Raw genomic sequence first — 15,298 nt, forward strand, 5'->3', positions numbered from 1 at the left:
ATCGCCACCGCGATCGGGCGGCTTCCCACCGGGGCCAAGCTTTTCCTGATCCTCAGTGCAGCGCTTCTGCCGCTCGCGCTGATTGCGATCTTCGCTACGCTCCAGACGACGCGTGTCGCCGATGCGGAAGCCCGTGCAAGGTTGCGGGTCGCTGCGGCAGAAAGCGCACGATCGGTCGCCATCGAACTGATCGGTGACATGACCGCGTTGCGCGTCGCGGTGAACGCGCTGGGCTTCGACCCTGCCGACGCGCCGAGCTGCGCCCGCGCACAGGGCGTGTTCGCGCAGCAGGCCTCCTCGGGTACGCGATTTGTCATCACCGACCGCGCCGGCCGCGTGTTGTGCGGGCGCGCGCTGCCTGAAGCCGTCGCGCTGGATTCGACCAGCAATCCCGTTGCCGCCGCGATCGTCCCGAACCGCGGCCTGGTCCTCGCGATCACCGGCCCCGGCGGCGAGACGTCGGCACGCGCCTATTTCCCGCAGCCCTTTCTCGAACGGATCGGCCGGCCGTCCAACCAGACCCTGGAATTCAACAGTGCGCTGATGCTCGGACAGGACGCGCTGCTCCTCGAATCGATCGACGACGAGGCACCGCTCGACCGGCTGGAGACGATGCGTACGGACCTTGGCGTCGCGGGCCTTGCGCTGCGCACCAGCATCCGCAGCGCACCGATTACCTCGTCGCTGATCATCGCGCTGCTGCTGCCGCTACTGATGTGGGCGGCGGCGGCGGGGATCGGCTGGTTCGTTGTCGACCGCCTGCTGATCCGTCCCTTGCGGCAATTGCGCGCCGCGGTCGCCGCGTTCACGCCAGGTGAGGTCATTGATACCGGCACCGTCCGCACCATGCCCGCGCAGGAGATCCGCGAGCTCGGCGATACGTTCCAGGTCATCAGCCGGACCGTGGCGGCGCACGAAGCGGGCCTGGCGGCTGGGCTCGTGCGACAGACCAAGCTGACGCGCGAAGTGCATCACCGGGTGAAGAACAATCTCCAGGTGATCTCCAGCCTGATCAACTTCCACGCCCGCAGCGCACGCAGCGCCGATGCGACCGAGGCCTATTCGTCGATCCAGCGCCGGGTCGACGCGCTGGCGGTCGTGCACCGCAACCACTTTGCCGAGCTCGAGGAAAATCGCGGGCTCAACATGCGCACGATGCTGGGCGAACTGTCCGCCAACATTCGCGCCACCGCCCCCGATCGCTCGCACGGTCTCGGCATCACGCTCGACGTCGCCCCGTTCCTCGTCAATCAGGACGTCGCCGTCGCGGTCGCGTTCCTCGCGACCGAGACGATCGAGCTGGCGATGACCTGCGATCCTTCGGCACAGATCCGCGTGTCGATCCAGCCCGGCGCCACGCCCGACCGCGCAGTGCTCCGCGTCGTCTCGCGGGCGCTGATCGAGAGCGACGCGCTGCGCGAGGCAGCAACGCGCTATGGCCGTGTAATGGAAGGCCTTTCGCGCCAGTTGCGCTCGGCGCTCCATCATGACCCACTGGTCGGCGCGTATGAGATCGCCTTTGCCGTCATCGGGCGCGATTGAGCGCGACGAAACACCTCGTCGAAAAAAACTTGAAAACGGCAGGAACCACCTTTCCCGAACGCCGTTCTATAGTTCGGATAGCGACTTTATGCCCCCCCGCTCTCGCTATCCAAGTGACAGGCCCGGAAGCATCACCCTCCCCCCCCCCGGTGACGCTTCCGGGCCTTTATCATTCCAAATCAGACGCGTGCCTGGTTGCACCAACGGAACGAAACCCGCGCCCGTACATTTCTCCCCTCGGTGGCATTCAAGCCCTTCTAGGAGGAAGTATTATGCGTAAGTTGGTTGGATTGGCCGTTGTGGCCAGCGCGCTCATCGTGTCGGCATGCAACACGGTCGAAGGCGCCGGCAAGGACGTGAGCTCGGCCGGCCGCACCGTGGCGAAGACCGCGAGCGACGCCAAGTAAGCCTTTGCGCTTGAGATACGAAAACGGGGCCCGGTGCAGCTGCACCGGGCCCCGTTTTTACGTCTGGCGCCGTTCGCTCAGTGCGTTTCGGCGATATCGGTGGAGTCCGACGTCTCATCCTGCGCCTTGGCCTTCGCCCGGCTGCGCTCCGTGAACCAGATACCGATCAGCGCGAATTCATAGAGGATCGTCAGCGGGATCGCGAGCAGCAGCTGCGACCCGATATCCGGGGGCGTCAGGACCGCAGCAATCGCGAACGCCGCAACGATGGCGTAGCGCCGCGCGCCGACGAGCTGCTTGCGCGTGACGATCCCGGCGCGCTCGAGCAGCATCAACAGCACGGGCAGCAGGAAAGCGATCCCGAAGCCGAACAGGAACTGCATCGTGAACGACAGGTAGTTGCCGATCGCCGGCAGCGCCTCGCGCTTCACGCCGCCGACCACGCCGTCGAACCCCAGCAGGAAGTGGAGCGCCATCGGGATCGCGACATAATAGGCCATGGCCGCGCCTGTGAGGAACAGGACGGGGGTGGCGAGGATGAACGGCAGGAGCGCGTTCTTCTCCTTCTTGTACAGGCCGGGGGCGACGAACTGCCAAAGCTGGTTGGCGATGACCGGGAAGGACAGCATCATCGCCGCGAAGAACGCGACCTTCACCTGGACGAAGAACGCCTCGAACACTTCGGTGTAGATCACTGTATCCTGCCCCGCCGCGAGCAGCGGGTGGACGAGGAAGCCGAAGATATCCTCGGCGAAATACATTGCCACGGCGAATGTCACGACCAGCGCGGCGATGCAATAGAGCAGCCGCCGCCGCAACTCGATCAGATGGTCGAGCAAGGGGGCCCGGCTCTCGTCGATCTCACTCATGACGCTATGCTCTCGGCAGTCTGGAAGTCGGTCACGACGACGCTACGTCGGACTTGGCCGTCCGCGCGTCGGACGGCGTGGCAGCCGGTACGGCGTGTTCGTGTCGATCCTGCCCGGGTGTCACGTCGACGCTGTCCCGGTGATCCGGGGCCGGCGCTTCGATATCGAGGCCGGCCGGCGCCGGCTTATCGCCCGAGGACCCGGATGCCGGGAGCACGACGGGCTTCTCGACCATCACGGGTTCGGACGACGGCAGATCGTGATGGATGTCGGGTTCGGGCGAATGGACGATCTGCGCGGTGTCGGTCGGCGGGTGCTCACGCATGATCCGCTCATTTTCCGACGCCCAGCGCTTTTCCATTTCCTCGAGCTCCGCCTCGCGGACCATCGAGTCGAAGCCCGACCGGAATTGGCGCGCGACGCCGCGCGCCTTGCCGACCCAATAGCCGACGACGCGCATCGCCTTGGGCAGGTCCTTCGGACCGATCACGACGAGCGCAACGAACGCCACGAGCAGGAATTCGGACGGAGCGATATCGAACATTCAGGCGCGCCTATCTGGACCCGTCGAGTCTGGGAACGTCAAGCGCGGCTCAGCGGTCTTCGCGGACGCGATTGCCGTCGCGATCGAAGGCCGGATCGGCGGTCTTCTGAGCTTCGATACGCGCGGATGGCTTGGCCGGCGTCTCGTCGTCAGGCTCGGCCATGCCCTTCTTGAAGTTCTTAACGCCCTTGGCAACGTCGCCCATCAGGCTGGAAAACCGACCGCCGCCCAGAAGGAGGATCGCGACGACCGCAAGAACGAGCAGATGGATCGGGCTGAATCCGCCCATGACAATTCTCCTGAAAACCTGCCTCTATCTAGGCGTCATCGTCACGCTTTGCCACAGTGCTTTCATGGCTGCCGCGATCTGTACGGTCCTCGACGTCGACATCGACCGGATCGAGCAGCCCCGCAGCACGCAGATCGTCGATCCCCGGCAGGTCGCGACGGGTCTTCAGCCCGAAATGCACCAGGAACGCGGCCGTCGTGGCATAGAGCAGCGGCCGCCCCGGGACCTCGCGCCGCCCCGCGGGCCGGACCCAGTCCGCCTCCATCAGTACGTCGAGCACACCTTTGGAAATCTGCACGCCGCGGATCGCCTCGATCTCGGCGCGGGTGACGGGCTCGTGATAGGCGATGATCGCCAGCGTCTCGATCCCCGCCCGGCTCAGCCGCCGCGGCTCTTCGGACTCGCGACGCAGCACATGGGCAAGGTCGGGCGCGGTCTGGAACTGCCACCGATCCCCGCGCCGGACGATATTGAAGCCGCGCCCCGTATAGTCCTCGACCAGCACCTCGATCGCGGCCCGGACGTCGCGCGCCGTCGCGATCGCCCCGACATGCGCGCGGATCGCATCAAGTGTCAGCGGCGCGTCGGCGGCGAACAGCACCGCCTCGACTGCGCGGACGAGCGCATCGGGCCGCGTCATGCCGGCGTGGCGCGCAGATAGAGCGGGGCAAAGGGCGCCGCCTGCCGCAGCTCGACGCGCCCCTGCCGCGCCAGTTCGAGCGCCGCAACGAAACTCGACGCCAGGGCCGACCGACGAAACCGCTCCGCGCCGGGCGCGACCGCGGATGCAGGCAGGAACGCCTCAATCCTGCTCCAGTCGAGCCGCTCGCCGACCATCATCGACACGCGCTCGAGCGCCGCCTCGAGCGTCATGACCGCACGATCCGCAACCACGTGCATCACCGGCCGGGTGCGCCCCGATACCCGTCCGTATGCCGCGATCAGGTCGAAGATCTCCGCCGTCCAGACCGCCTTGCGGACGGTCCGCAGCCCCTCGGGTGCGCCGCGCACGAAGACGTCGCGCCCCGTCCTATCGCACGCCATCAACCGCGCCCCCGCTTCGCGCATCGCATCGAGCCGCTCGAGCCGGTGCTGGAGACGCCGTGCGAGGTCGTCCGGATCGGGCTCGACCGACGGGTCTCGGGGCAACAGCAATGCCGATTTCAGATAGGCCAGCCACGCCGCCATCACGAGATAATCCGCGGCGAGTTCGAGTTTGAGCGTGTGCGCATCATCGACATAAGCGAGATACTGCTCGACCAGCGACAGGATCGAGATCGTCCGCAGATCGACCCGCTGCGTGCGCGCGAGCGACAGCAGCAGGTCGAGCGGTCCCTCCCATCCATCCAGATCCAGCGTCAGCTGTGCATCGTCCATCCGCGCTGCGTACAGCATCCGCGCATCCGTCGCAGCCCGCTCGTGCCGTCGCGCGAGGCGATCAGTCTCCGGCCGGGTCCTGCATGGCCCGGTCCAGCAGCGCATCGCGGGTCGCGATCAGGTCGTCGAACCGTCCCTGTGCGGGGCCCACCGACGCCATCGCGCGGTCGAGACGCGCCCGCCCCACCGCGGAGATCGGACCCAGCCGGCCGGAAATCTCGACCATCTCGTCCATGCGCGCCCAGCAGTCGAGGACCAGGTCACATCCTGCCGCGATCGCGCCCGCCGCCTTGTCGCCCGCGGTGCCCGACAGCGCCTTCATGTCGATGTCGTCGGTCATCAGCAGCCCGTCGAACCCGATGCGGTCGCGGATGATCCGATCGATCACGACCGGTGACAGTGTCGCCGGGCGATCCGCGTCCCACGCGTCAAAGACGATATGCGACGTCATGCCCATCGGCGCCTGGTTTAGCGTGCGGAAGGGTTCGAGATCGACCTCGAGCTCGGCATCGGTGGCGGTGACGGTGGGCAGGTGATGATGCGTGTCGACGCGCGCGCGGCCATGGCCGGGCATGTGCTTGACGACCCCGACGACACCACCCGCGGCCAGCCCCTCCAGCGTGGCACGCCCGAGCGCTGCGACGCGCATCGGATCGGACCCGAACGCGCGCGAGGCGACCGCCTCGGTCGTGTCGGGTTGCGCGACGTCGAGCAGCGGCAGGCAGTCGACAGTGATCCCCACCTCGCTCAGCATCACCCCGAGCGCCTGGGCGTTCGCGCGCGCTGCCTGGATCGCCGTCATCGGCGCGCGGTCATAGGCCGCGTCGAACACGGGTCCGGCCGGAAAACTCGGCCATTCGGGCGGCCCCATCCGGGCGACGCGTCCGCCCTCCTGATCAATCAGGATCGCCAGGTCGTCGCGCCCCGCCAGCGCGCGCAGCGAATCCGTCAGCGCGCGCAGCTGGGCGCGGTCGACGACGTTGCGTTTGAACAGGATATATCCGGCCGGTACGCACTCGGCAAAGAATGCGCGTTCCTGCGGGGTGAGCACGGGCCCGGACAGGCCGAAGATGACGGGCTTCATGCGCCTCGCCTAGCGAACCGCCCCCGCGTCGTCACGTTCAACCTGCCGCAGCGCGACGATCAGCTGGCGACGAAGCAGGTTTCGCCGGCGACGCGCAACCGTCCGCAGATATCGGCGGCCTGGTTCGCGCTGCCCGCATCGACGCGCAACCGGTACAGCGTGTTGCCACCGCGTGCGACCGGCTCGACGAACTTGTTCAGCGGCGCGAGATAGCTGAAGCGCTTGGCGAAGTTGGTCCATGCCGAATTGGCCACCGCAGCACTCGGAAAGGCACCGAGCTGAACGAGCGATCCACTCGCGACGGGGCCCGCCGCTGCCGGCCGCGCCTGAAGCGGCGGGGCCGCGACCAGCCGGCCGCCCGATGCAGGCACCTGCGCCACCGCGTTGCGGCCGGCAGGATCGTCCGCCCCCGTCGACGTCGCCACCGCACGGCGTCCGGCGACCGGCGCCTCGGGCACGCCCGTCAGGTCGATCGCACCATTGCCAGCACCCTTGCCCGCGCTGGTGGCGATCGCGCTGTCGCCTTCGCCATTGACCTTGAGGCCGCCGACCGCGTCGGGCTTGACCTTGTACGGCGTCGCTGGCGCGGCGATCAGCTGGCCGTCGCCCGACGGCACGCGGTTCTGCAGCGTGTAGACCCCGAAGATGATCGCCGCGAGCAGACCCAGCCCCAGCACGACCAGCGCGACGACACGCGCGATCGGCGGGCCGTCACGATCGTCCGACTCGATCGTCTCCAGCCAGGGCAGTCGATCTTCCTCGCGCAGGTTCATCTCGTCGGCCATCAGTTCAACTCCGAAACCGCCTCGACGCCCATGATGGCAAGGCCGTTGCGGATGATCTGCCCGATTGCGTCCGCCAAGAAAAGCCGTGCCGCCGTGGCGCCGGGATCCTCGACCACCAGGAAGCGCCGCTCGGGCCGATCGTTGCCGACATTCCACAGCGCATGGAACGCGGCGGCCAAGTCGTAGAGATAGAACGCGATCCGGTGCGGCTCGCGCGCCGTGGCGGCGGTTTCGACGATTCGCGGGAACTGGCTGGCGAGCTTCATCAGCGCAAGCTCGTCCGTATCAAGCCGGGACAGGTCCGCCTCGATCGCGGCGATTCCCGCCTCGTCCGCGCGCCGGTGCAGCGACGCGATCCGTGCATGCGCATATTGGACGTAGAAGACCGGATTGTCCTTCGACGCCTCGACCACCTTGGCGAAGTCGAAGTCCATCTGCGCATCCGACCGCCGCGTCAGCATCGTGAAGCGCACGACATCCTTGCCGACCTCGTTCACGACATCGGCGAGCGTGACGAAATTGCCCGACCGCTTCGACATCTTCACCGGCTCGCCATTGCGCAGCAGCCGGACCATCTGGACCAGCTTGACGTCGAACCGAGTCTTGCCGCCGGTCAGCGCGGCCACGCCCGCGACGATCCGCTTGACCGTGCCACCGTGATCCGCGCCCCAGATGTCGATCAACTGGTCGGCGGTCTGGCTCTTCTGGAAATGATAGGCGAGGTCGGCACCGAAATAGGTCCAGGACCCGTTCGACTTCTTGATCGGCCGATCCTGGTCGTCGCCGAACTGCGTCGAGCGGAACAGCGGCAGCTCGACCGGCTCCCAGTCGTCCGCCATCTCGCCCTTGGGCGCCTCGAGCACGCCGTCATAGACCAGATCGCGCGACCGCAATTCGGCCTCCGCCGCCTCGGGCTTGCCGAGCGCCTGCAGCTCCGCCTCGGAGGAGAACACCTCATGCTCGATCCCGAGCAGCGCGAGATCGGCGCGGATCATCACCATCATCGCCGCGACCGCACGCGTCCGGAACATCGCCAGCCAGTCGCTTTCGGGCGCGCCGACGAACCGGTCGCCATATTCGCTCGCCAGCGCCTGGCCGATCGGCACGAGGTAATCGCCGGGATACAGGCCCTCGGGGATCGTCACGGTCTCGCCCAGCGCCTCGCGGTACCGCAGATGGACCGAGCGCGCGAGCACATCGACCTGCCCACCGGCATCATTGACATAATATTCGCGGATCACCCGGTGCCCGGCAAATTCGAGCAGGCTGGCCAGCGCGTCGCCGACCACTGCGCCCCGGCAATGCCCCATGTGCATCGGTCCGGTCGGGTTCGCCGACACATATTCGATGTTGACGGTGATCCCGTCGCCCAGCGTAGAGCGCCCGTAATCGGCGCCTGCGACCGGCACCGCGGCCAGCTCGCCGCGCCAGGCATCGTCGGTCAGCTTCATGTTGATGAAGCCCGGTCCCGCCACGCTCGCGCTGTCGACGGACTCGATCTTGCCGAGTTCGACGACCAGCGCATCCGCCAGCACGCGCGGGTTGGTCTTGGCGGGCTTGGCCAGCACCATCGCCGCGTTGGTCGCGAGATCGCCGTGGCTTGCATCGCGCGGCGGCTCGACCGTCACGTTCTTGCGGTCGAGCCCGGCCGGCAACAATCCCGCCTCGGTCAGCGTGTCGAGCGCCGCATCGATATGCGCGGCGAAGCGGGTATAGAGCGTCATGACAATTCCGGTATCGTAAGGAAGCGGGGGCTCTAGCCCAAAGCAGGGCCGGGCTCAATTCATCCCGCACCGGCCCGGTCAGGTGCGGACCAGCCCTTCGATCGCCAGGGTCCCGGCGCTGGCCGGAAACAGCGTCGCCATCGCGCGGCCGGGCTCGACGCCGAAATGCGCCGCGACCGCACCGCCGATGAACGCGTCGAGCGCCATCGTCGGCCTGAGGTCCCGCCCCTCGTAAAGCGCCCCTGCCCCCAGCCCCGGCCAGTCGGCGATCACGCGCCCGCCCGCGACCACGCCGCCCAGCACCATCGCCGACGCGCCCGTCCCGTGATCGGTGCCGCCGGTCCCGTTGACCGCGACGGTCCGCCCGAACTCGGTCGCGACAAGGACCATCGTCTCCGCCCAAAGCGGACCGAGCCCCGTCTGCAACGCGCCGATCATCGCATCGAGGCCCTTCAGCAGTGCGGCTAGGCGCCCGCGCTGGCCGGCATGCGTGTCCCAGCCGCCGGTCTCGATCATCGCGATGCGGGCGCCGTTCGCCGGCGCGATCAGGCGCGCGGCGAGCGTACCCGTCGCCGCCGCATTCTGGCCGTTCGCCTGCGCGAGATCGCTGGTCAGGCTCCGCGTCGCCATCGCCTCGCTCCACAGGCCATGAAGCTGTGCGTCGCCCTGATACAGCATCGCGACGCGCTGGAGCAGGTCGTCGGACGCATCGGGCAGGTTCGACGGCGCATAGGAGGCGACCTCCCGCCGGCCGCGCAGCGCCATCGGCACGGTCGCGGCGACCGCGATGCCGCGCGCGGAGTCCGCGGGCAGCAGGTCGAGCAGGCGATTGAGCCAGCCGTCCTTGACCTGATAGGCGGTGGCGCCGCCCGTCTCGAGGACGTTCTGCCCATCGAAATGCGATCGGTCGCGATAGGGGGACGCGATCGCATGCGCGAACACCGCCTCCTTGCGCGCATAGAGGCCAGCGGTCGTCGCCAGCGCGGGATGCAATGCGAACAGGCCGTCGAGCCTGGTGCCCGACGCGACGTCGGCGGCGAGATCGCCGCGGACGCCCGCGAAGGCCGGGTCGCCGATCGCACCGATCGTCCCCAGCCCGTCGGCCGCGCCACGCTGGATGATGAAGACGAACCGCCTGGCGGTGGCGGCGCGGGCAAAGGCCATGCGCGGTGCAAAGGCGCCGGCGAGGCCGCCGAGCATGGCGGAAGTGATGACGTGGCGACGATCGAGCATGGCTTATCTCCGCATCGATTCGGGTGCGACGAGCAGCAGCGCGAGCGCCTGCCCGGGGCTTTCGGCGCGCGCCAGCGCCTCGGTCGTGGCGGCGCTCACCGATCCGGGGAACAGCGTCGCCGCCAGTCTGCGGGCATCGATCGCCCCGCCCGCGCGCGACGCGAACCGCTCCGCCGCCTCGACCCGGCGCATCACCGCATCCGGCCCCGCCCAACTCGCGGCGATATCATCATAGCCGGCCGGCTGTCCGGGCTTCCACACCGGCTGGCCGAGCTGAGTCAGCAGGCCGGCGATCGCGCCCGGCTGAACGGTCGTCATGCCCAGCGCGCGCATCGCCGCGATCGACCATTCCCAGGGCGTATTAAATTTCACCGGCGTCTCGATCCAGGCCTCGGGCGATGCGATCAGCGCGCGGTACACGCTCGGCAGGTCGCCGCCCGTCTCGAGGAAGGCGGCCCGCAAGCGCGCGACCATCGCCGGCGGCGGCACGTCACCGGCGAAATGCCGGGCAAGCTTGGTCGCGACATGCGTCGCGGTCGCCGGGTTCACCGCCAGGTCGCGCAAAACAGCCCGCGCCTGGTCCTCGCCATCCTCGCCATAGCGTTTGCCGAGCACGGTCCGCACGCCAGGTTCGTGGACCGCCGCCGCGAACCGGAACCGCCCCGCCGGGCCCTGATCCCGTCCGTCGCCACGCCCGAGGCCCGCTACCGTCCACCCCGTCATCGCTCGCGCGAGTTCGGTGACGTCGTCCTGACCATAGCCGGTGCGCACCCCCAGCGTGTGCAGTTCGAGGATCTCGCGCGCGAGGTTTTCGTTCAGCCCGACCTTGCGCCCGCCCCGCGCCGCGACCCGCATGCCGAGCGCGCTGTTCGGTCCGACCGATACCGCTTGGTCGAGATAGAGCAGCATTGCCGGGTGCCGTTCGACCGCCGCCAGCATGTCGCCGAACCGGCCCAGCACATGTGGCCGGATCGCCTCGAACTCGAGCGTCCCCGCCAGCCCGACCACCGTCAGCCGGTCGGCCGACACCGCAAAGTGATTCGCCCAGAAATGCACGAGCCGCTCGACGAACGGGGTCTGCGTGGTGAGCGCGGCGATCGCGCGGGCGGCAACCGCAGCGCCATAATCGTCCCGCGCCTGCTTCCCCATCGCCTGCCGTGCGGCCCGCACCGCGTCGCTGCGCACCGGCGGTGTCGCCGACGCGGTGCGCATGGCATCCGGCGGCGGTGCGGCCGCGCGAGCCGCGCGCTGCGCCTGTTGATAGCTGGCAAGATCGGCGGCAACACGCGCGCTGTCAGGGGCGGCGGCAATCGCCGGCGGGCGGATCGCAAACGCCGGCATCTGCGCCGATAGCCAGTCCCTGCCGTTACCGACCACCTCGTCGGGTCGCGCACCAATTCCGAACCGGTTCAATGCGATGCTCGCCTGGGTCATCCGTCATCTCCTGCAGTCTGGTCCTAGCCCGGGAGTGTCGCAGGATTATGCCAATCGCGGCGAATGGTTGCCGTGCACGCCGTGCAAGTGCGACGGACTCCTTTGCAATTGCTGCTTATGCTGCACCGCAATATCTCCAGGGCATCAAAGCTGGGTGACCACCCGATTGCGCCCGGTACGATCTTTCACTGCGGAGCACATATCATGCGCAAGACCGTATACGTCCTCGCCGCCGCGGCGGCCGCCCTCACCTCGACGATCGGCATGGCCAAGGAAGCCAAGCAGTCCTTCGAGTATGAAGGCAGCACCTATGTCTACACCAGCAGCGTCGAGAACGGCCGCCAGGTCATCAACGGCCGCCGATTCCCGTCGGGCCAGGCGTTTCACCTGATCGTGCGCGGCGACCGCGTGTCGGGTACGGCGGGCGGCGTGCCGGTCGCCTTCGCGACGACCGAAGCATCGGGCGCGGCCGGCGGTATCGCCGCCGTCGCACGCTAAGACACTGGCGGCTCAGCCGATTTCGCGTGGACATTGATCCCGCGAAATCGGCCGGGCTTCAGAACCCCTCGGGCAGATCGATCGGCCCGACCAGCTCGCGGTAGCGCGAGATGGCATAGCGATCGGTCATGCCGGCGATGAAGTCGGCGATGTGCCGGCTGCGATCCGGATCCGCCTCGGGCAGGCGGTCGCGCCATTCCTCGGGGATCGTGCCGGGATCGTCGCGATAGATCGCGAACAGCCCAGTCACGATCCCGTATGCGGCATCCGCCGCGGCAATCTGGCGCGGATGATGATACAGGTTCGCGTACATGAACCGCTTCAGATCGCGCTCTTCCTCGCGCATCGAGTCGGAGAACCCCACCAGGCATTCACCCGCGTCGCGCACGTCCTCGACGCTGGTGACACCGCTTGCCGCAATCCGGCGGCGTGTCTCGGCGATCAGGTCGTTGGCCATCGTGCCGATCTGCGAGCGCACCAGTTCACCCATCAGCCGCTTCGGCTCGACATCGGGGAAGCGTGCGCAGGTATCGTCCCAGCCGCGCGCAATCAGCGGGACCGCCATCAGTTGGTCGAGCGTCAGCAATCCCGCGCGCAGCCCGTCGTCAATGTCGTGATTGTCATAGGCGATGTCGTCGGCGATTGCCGCGACCTGCGCCTCGAGCGACGAGAAGCTCGTCAGCGCAAGATCGAAGGCCGAGTCCGCCACGCGCAGCGCCCAGCCGGGATGGCGGACGGGGCCATTATGCTTGGCCAGCCCTTCGAGCGTTTCCCAGGTCAGGTTCAGCCCGTTCCAGCGCGGATAGGGACGCTCGATCTCGGTGAGCGTCCGCAGCGTGTGGCCATTATGGTCGAACCCGCCCTGCCCGGTCAGCGCGATCTTGAGCGCATCCTCGCCGGCATGACCGAACGGCGGATGGCCGATGTCATGCGCCAGGCACAGCGCCTCCGTCAGATCCTCGTTGAGCGCGAGCGTGCGCGCGACCGCACGGCCGATCTGCGCGACCTCGAGACTATGGGTCAGCCTGACGCGGAAATGATCGCCGTCGGGCGCCATGAAGACCTGTGTCTTGTGGCGCAGCCGGCGAAAGCTGATCGAGTGGATGATCCGGTCGCGATCACGCTGGAACGCGTCGCGCGGGCCGCGGACGGTCCCGTTCTGTTCCTCGTGAAGCCGACCTTTGCTTCGCGCCGGGTCCGAAGCCCAGGGCGCACGCGCGCTCACTTGGCGGGCAACTTCGTGACGACCTGACCGGCATCGCTGGTGAAGGAGAAGGTCGAGACGCCCTCCTTGGCGAGCGCATTGACGAAGGTCCGCGCCTCCGCGGCGGTCTTGAACGGCCCCGCCAGCACGCGGTTCGTTGCGCCCCACGGCGCCGTCCAGCCGCCGCGCGTTCCGACGACCGTCGGCGCCTTCGCCTTCACACCCTTCCACGCCTTGGGCAGGTCACCCTCGGTCGCGCCGGTCGACACCTGGACCCAGATGCGTTCGGGGTTGGCGCGCGCGATCCGCTTCTCTTCTGCCGCTGCCTTGTCGGCGATCGCCTTCTTCTCGGCGGCGGCCTTCTTCTCGGCGGCAATCTTCTTGTCGGCGATCGCCTTGCGGTCGGCGATCTTCTTGTCCGCCGCCAGCTTCGCGCGTGCCGCCTTCGCATCCGCGAGCCGGGTCGCAGCCAGCGCCGCCTCCTGGGCGGCGGTATCGCGCTCCGCCTTGGCCTTGGCGTCGGCGAGGGCGCGTGCGCCGGCGTCGTCGCCCGCGCCGGCCCCGGAGGCCGTTGCCGGCATCACGGGTGCAGCCCGAGCGATCGGCGCGACGCCGAGTTCGGATGCCGGGATCGACAGCCCGGCAATGATCCGTGCGAGGATCGAATCCTCGCTGACGGGGATGGTCCGCCCGGTCGCAGCAGGCGTGGCGGAGACCGCGACCTGCGTCGGGGGCACCGCGATGCCGGGCGCGACGGCGGCGGGCGTCGCCGGAAGCGTTGTAGCGGCGACACCCGCCGCCGCTGGCGTGGTCGGGACAGCCGACGACACCGTGACCGGGGCCGTCGTGGTCCGCGGAATCATCGGCGGCGTCGTTCCAGCGGTCGTCGCCGGAGCGGTCGGCAACGCCGCCATCTGCGCGACGATCGCAGAGGGCAGCGCACCGGGCGTATCGGGCGCGCGGGTCGGCGAAGACGCCGCCAAGCTTGCCTGCGACACCCGGTTCGCGTCCACCGCCGCGACCGACGTCGTCCGGGCCGGCAAGGGCTGGACGAAGGTCGATGTCGGCGCGGACGGGGGGAGCGTCGTGGTCGCTGCAGGACCGGTCGGCCGCTGGACCGGCTGTGTCGATGCCAGCACCACCGGCGGCTTGGGCAGCGGCTGGACCATGACCATCGGCGCGGACGCTTGCGCGGTTGCAGTCGGGCGGACGGGCGAAGGCGTTGGCGACGGAGTCGGCGTGGTCGTAGGGGTCGGCGTCACAGCAGCGACTTCGACGCGACCCGACCGTGCGGTCTTGTCGCGGCGGGTAGCCGATCGATCGGCGGCCGCCTTGGCACGGCCCGTCGGCTGGGGTGCGGGCTGCGGCTCGGCCGCCGCGAGCATCACCGGCGCGGTCGGATCGGCACCCAGTTGCGGCAGGACCGGCGTCATCCGCGCATCGGCGATCCGCTGCGGCGTCGCATGCACTTCGCCGAAATGTACTGCAAAGGCGCGATCTGCCGGGGCAAGCAATGGCAGACGCTGGAAAAAGGGCTGCAGACCGCGGGCCGCAGCCCCGGGCATCATCGTCGTGACGATCGTCTCTGCGCCGCGCACGTCGTTGTTCATCGCCAGGATGAACGCACGCGCGCGCCACGCCCCGCGGTCCTTCTTGAGGACCAGCGGGTCGAGCTGCTGCAGCGCCAGATCACGCTTGCCGGATATGCCGAGTGACAGGGCGTAACGCCGGACAGTCTCGTCATCGGGGGCATCGCGCAACGCGACACGATAGTCGCGCTGGGCCCGATCCTGTTCGCCGATCAGGTCATAGGCCAGCCCACGATCCGCGGCATAATAGCGCGGCTGGAGCCCGAACGCCTCGGCCTGCGCGAAATAGCGCAGCGCCTCGCCCGGTCGCTCGGAGCGGACCAGGATCGAGGCCATGCCGGCCTTCACCCGGCCGTTGCGCGGATCGACCTTCTCGGCGCGCGCGAACAGTGCCGCGGCACCGCTCAGATCACCGAGCCCGATCGACAGATCCCCCGCGCGGACCAGTGCATCGACGTTGCGGGGGTTTGACGCGAGCTGCCGCATCGTATCGCCGAGGCGATCCGCGTCGGTCGTTCCGGGCAGGGGCTGGACGACTTCCTGCGCCCGCGCGCCGCTCGGGGCGGTGACCAGAACCAGCGCGAGCGCGGCGGTCAGGAGATGATGGGTCGGGAAGATCATGGGTGCCCGTAGCTAGACCCGAGCGCGCGGGAACGGGCAACATGTCGCGGCGCGCTACGCGCCAGGACGGGGCGCGCCGGCGACGAACCGGCGCGCCC

Annotated in this window: 15 protein-coding genes; 3 read left to right on the forward strand and 12 right to left on the reverse strand. The window is 68.6% G+C overall.

Annotated elements, in window-relative coordinates:
* Both IFT87_RS01690 and IFT87_RS01695 read left to right on the forward strand, forming a co-directional pair.
* Complete coding sequence (locus IFT87_RS01690; protein ID WP_052149095.1) at window positions 1-1,542, forward strand: histidine kinase dimerization/phosphoacceptor domain -containing protein; 1,542 nt, start codon at window positions 1-3, stop codon at window positions 1,540-1,542.
* Between the two features lie 272 nt (window positions 1,543-1,814).
* The gene (locus IFT87_RS01695; RefSeq protein ID WP_031394885.1) at window positions 1,815-1,949 is read left to right on the forward strand and encodes an entericidin A/B family lipoprotein; all 135 of its coding nucleotides are present in this window, start codon (window positions 1,815-1,817) and stop codon (window positions 1,947-1,949) included.
* 77 nt (window positions 1,950-2,026) lie between these two features.
* Here IFT87_RS01695 and tatC read toward each other — a convergent pair whose 3' ends face one another.
* The 10 genes from tatC to IFT87_RS01745 all read right to left on the reverse strand — a co-directional run bounded on the left by tatC (window position 2,027) and on the right by IFT87_RS01745 (window position 11,288).
* Entirely contained in the window at window positions 2,027-2,818 is a 792-nt protein-coding gene (gene tatC / locus IFT87_RS01700; protein WP_031394886.1) for a twin-arginine translocase subunit TatC, read from the reverse strand.
* A 31-nt stretch (window positions 2,819-2,849) separates the two neighbouring features.
* The gene (tatB, locus tag IFT87_RS01705) at window positions 2,850-3,362 is read right to left on the reverse strand and encodes a Sec-independent protein translocase protein TatB (protein WP_084215130.1); all 513 of its coding nucleotides are present in this window, start codon (window positions 3,360-3,362) and stop codon (window positions 2,850-2,852) included.
* Between the two features lie 49 nt (window positions 3,363-3,411).
* The gene (locus tag IFT87_RS01710) at window positions 3,412-3,651 is read right to left on the reverse strand and encodes a twin-arginine translocase TatA/TatE family subunit (protein WP_031394888.1); all 240 of its coding nucleotides are present in this window, start codon (window positions 3,649-3,651) and stop codon (window positions 3,412-3,414) included.
* Between the two features lie 28 nt (window positions 3,652-3,679).
* Complete coding sequence (scpB, locus tag IFT87_RS01715) at window positions 3,680-4,291, reverse strand: SMC-Scp complex subunit ScpB (RefSeq protein WP_166747588.1); 612 nt, start codon at window positions 4,289-4,291, stop codon at window positions 3,680-3,682.
* On the reverse strand, window positions 4,288-5,046 hold the full coding sequence (locus IFT87_RS01720) for a segregation and condensation protein A (RefSeq protein ID WP_249403155.1): 759 nt from the start codon (window positions 5,044-5,046) through the stop codon (window positions 4,288-4,290). The genes scpB and IFT87_RS01720 overlap by 4 nt, the downstream gene beginning before the upstream one ends.
* 43 nt (window positions 5,047-5,089) lie before the next feature.
* Complete coding sequence (locus IFT87_RS01725) at window positions 5,090-6,112, reverse strand: glycoside hydrolase family 3 protein (protein ID WP_192007276.1); 1,023 nt, start codon at window positions 6,110-6,112, stop codon at window positions 5,090-5,092.
* A gap of 59 nt (window positions 6,113-6,171) precedes the next feature.
* Window positions 6,172-6,897, reverse strand: a complete 726-nt coding sequence (locus tag IFT87_RS01730) for an SPOR domain-containing protein (protein ID WP_107045989.1) — start codon at window positions 6,895-6,897, stop codon at window positions 6,172-6,174.
* A complete protein-coding gene (gene argS, locus IFT87_RS01735) occupies window positions 6,897-8,621 on the reverse strand; it encodes an arginine--tRNA ligase (protein WP_037530972.1) in 1,725 nt (574 codons plus the stop codon). The genes IFT87_RS01730 and argS overlap by 1 nt, the downstream gene beginning before the upstream one ends.
* 78 nt (window positions 8,622-8,699) lie before the next feature.
* Complete coding sequence (locus IFT87_RS01740; RefSeq protein WP_192007278.1) at window positions 8,700-9,854, reverse strand: DUF1501 domain-containing protein; 1,155 nt, start codon at window positions 9,852-9,854, stop codon at window positions 8,700-8,702.
* Window positions 9,855-9,857: 3 nt separating this feature from the next.
* Window positions 9,858-11,288, reverse strand: a complete 1,431-nt coding sequence (locus IFT87_RS01745; RefSeq protein ID WP_192007279.1) for a DUF1800 domain-containing protein — start codon at window positions 11,286-11,288, stop codon at window positions 9,858-9,860.
* Window positions 11,289-11,492: 204 nt separating this feature from the next.
* Here IFT87_RS01745 and IFT87_RS01750 point away from each other — a divergent pair, with 204 nt between their 5' ends.
* The gene (locus IFT87_RS01750) at window positions 11,493-11,786 is read left to right on the forward strand and encodes a hypothetical protein (protein ID WP_037531548.1); all 294 of its coding nucleotides are present in this window, start codon (window positions 11,493-11,495) and stop codon (window positions 11,784-11,786) included.
* Between the two features lie 58 nt (window positions 11,787-11,844).
* On the opposite strand, the gene IFT87_RS01755 is transcribed toward IFT87_RS01750, so the two are convergent.
* Both IFT87_RS01755 and IFT87_RS20265 read right to left on the reverse strand, forming a co-directional pair.
* Window positions 11,845-13,011, reverse strand: coding sequence for a deoxyguanosinetriphosphate triphosphohydrolase (locus IFT87_RS01755; protein WP_192007281.1), 1,167 nt, complete (start codon window positions 13,009-13,011; stop codon window positions 11,845-11,847).
* Complete coding sequence (locus tag IFT87_RS20265; RefSeq protein WP_192007283.1) at window positions 13,008-15,200, reverse strand: SPOR domain-containing protein; 2,193 nt, start codon at window positions 15,198-15,200, stop codon at window positions 13,008-13,010. The genes IFT87_RS01755 and IFT87_RS20265 overlap by 4 nt, the downstream gene beginning before the upstream one ends.
* Between the last annotated feature and the right edge of the window lie 98 nt (window positions 15,201-15,298).

Source organism: Sphingomonas sp. CFBP 8765 (assembly GCF_014841445.1).
GTDB lineage: Bacteria > Pseudomonadota > Alphaproteobacteria > Sphingomonadales > Sphingomonadaceae > Sphingomonas > Sphingomonas aerolata.

Bases quoted from the DNA above. Each gene is read 5' to 3' on its own strand.
- IFT87_RS01695 (WP_031394885.1), top strand. From the start codon at position 1,815: ATGCGTAAGTTGGTTGGATTGGCCGTTGTGGCCAGCGCGCTCATCGTG.
- tatC (WP_031394886.1), bottom strand. From the start codon at position 2,818: ATGAGTGAGATCGACGAGAGCCGGGCCCCCTTGCTCGACCATCTGATC.
- tatB (WP_084215130.1), bottom strand. From the start codon at position 3,362: ATGTTCGATATCGCTCCGTCCGAATTCCTGCTCGTGGCGTTCGTTGCG.
- IFT87_RS01710 (WP_031394888.1), bottom strand. From the start codon at position 3,651: ATGGGCGGATTCAGCCCGATCCATCTGCTCGTTCTTGCGGTCGTCGCG.
- scpB (WP_166747588.1), bottom strand. From the start codon at position 4,291: ATGACGCGGCCCGATGCGCTCGTCCGCGCAGTCGAGGCGGTGCTGTTC.
- IFT87_RS01720 (WP_249403155.1), bottom strand. From the start codon at position 5,046: ATGCTGTACGCAGCGCGGATGGACGATGCACAGCTGACGCTGGATCTG.
- IFT87_RS01725 (WP_192007276.1), bottom strand. From the start codon at position 6,112: ATGAAGCCCGTCATCTTCGGCCTGTCCGGGCCCGTGCTCACCCCGCAG.
- IFT87_RS01730 (WP_107045989.1), bottom strand. From the start codon at position 6,897: ATGGCCGACGAGATGAACCTGCGCGAGGAAGATCGACTGCCCTGGCTG.
- argS (WP_037530972.1), bottom strand. From the start codon at position 8,621: ATGACGCTCTATACCCGCTTCGCCGCGCATATCGATGCGGCGCTCGAC.
- IFT87_RS01740 (WP_192007278.1), bottom strand. From the start codon at position 9,854: ATGCTCGATCGTCGCCACGTCATCACTTCCGCCATGCTCGGCGGCCTC.
- IFT87_RS01745 (WP_192007279.1), bottom strand. From the start codon at position 11,288: ATGACCCAGGCGAGCATCGCATTGAACCGGTTCGGAATTGGTGCGCGA.
- IFT87_RS01750 (WP_037531548.1), top strand. From the start codon at position 11,493: ATGCGCAAGACCGTATACGTCCTCGCCGCCGCGGCGGCCGCCCTCACC.
- IFT87_RS20265 (WP_192007283.1), bottom strand. From the start codon at position 15,200: ATGATCTTCCCGACCCATCATCTCCTGACCGCCGCGCTCGCGCTGGTT.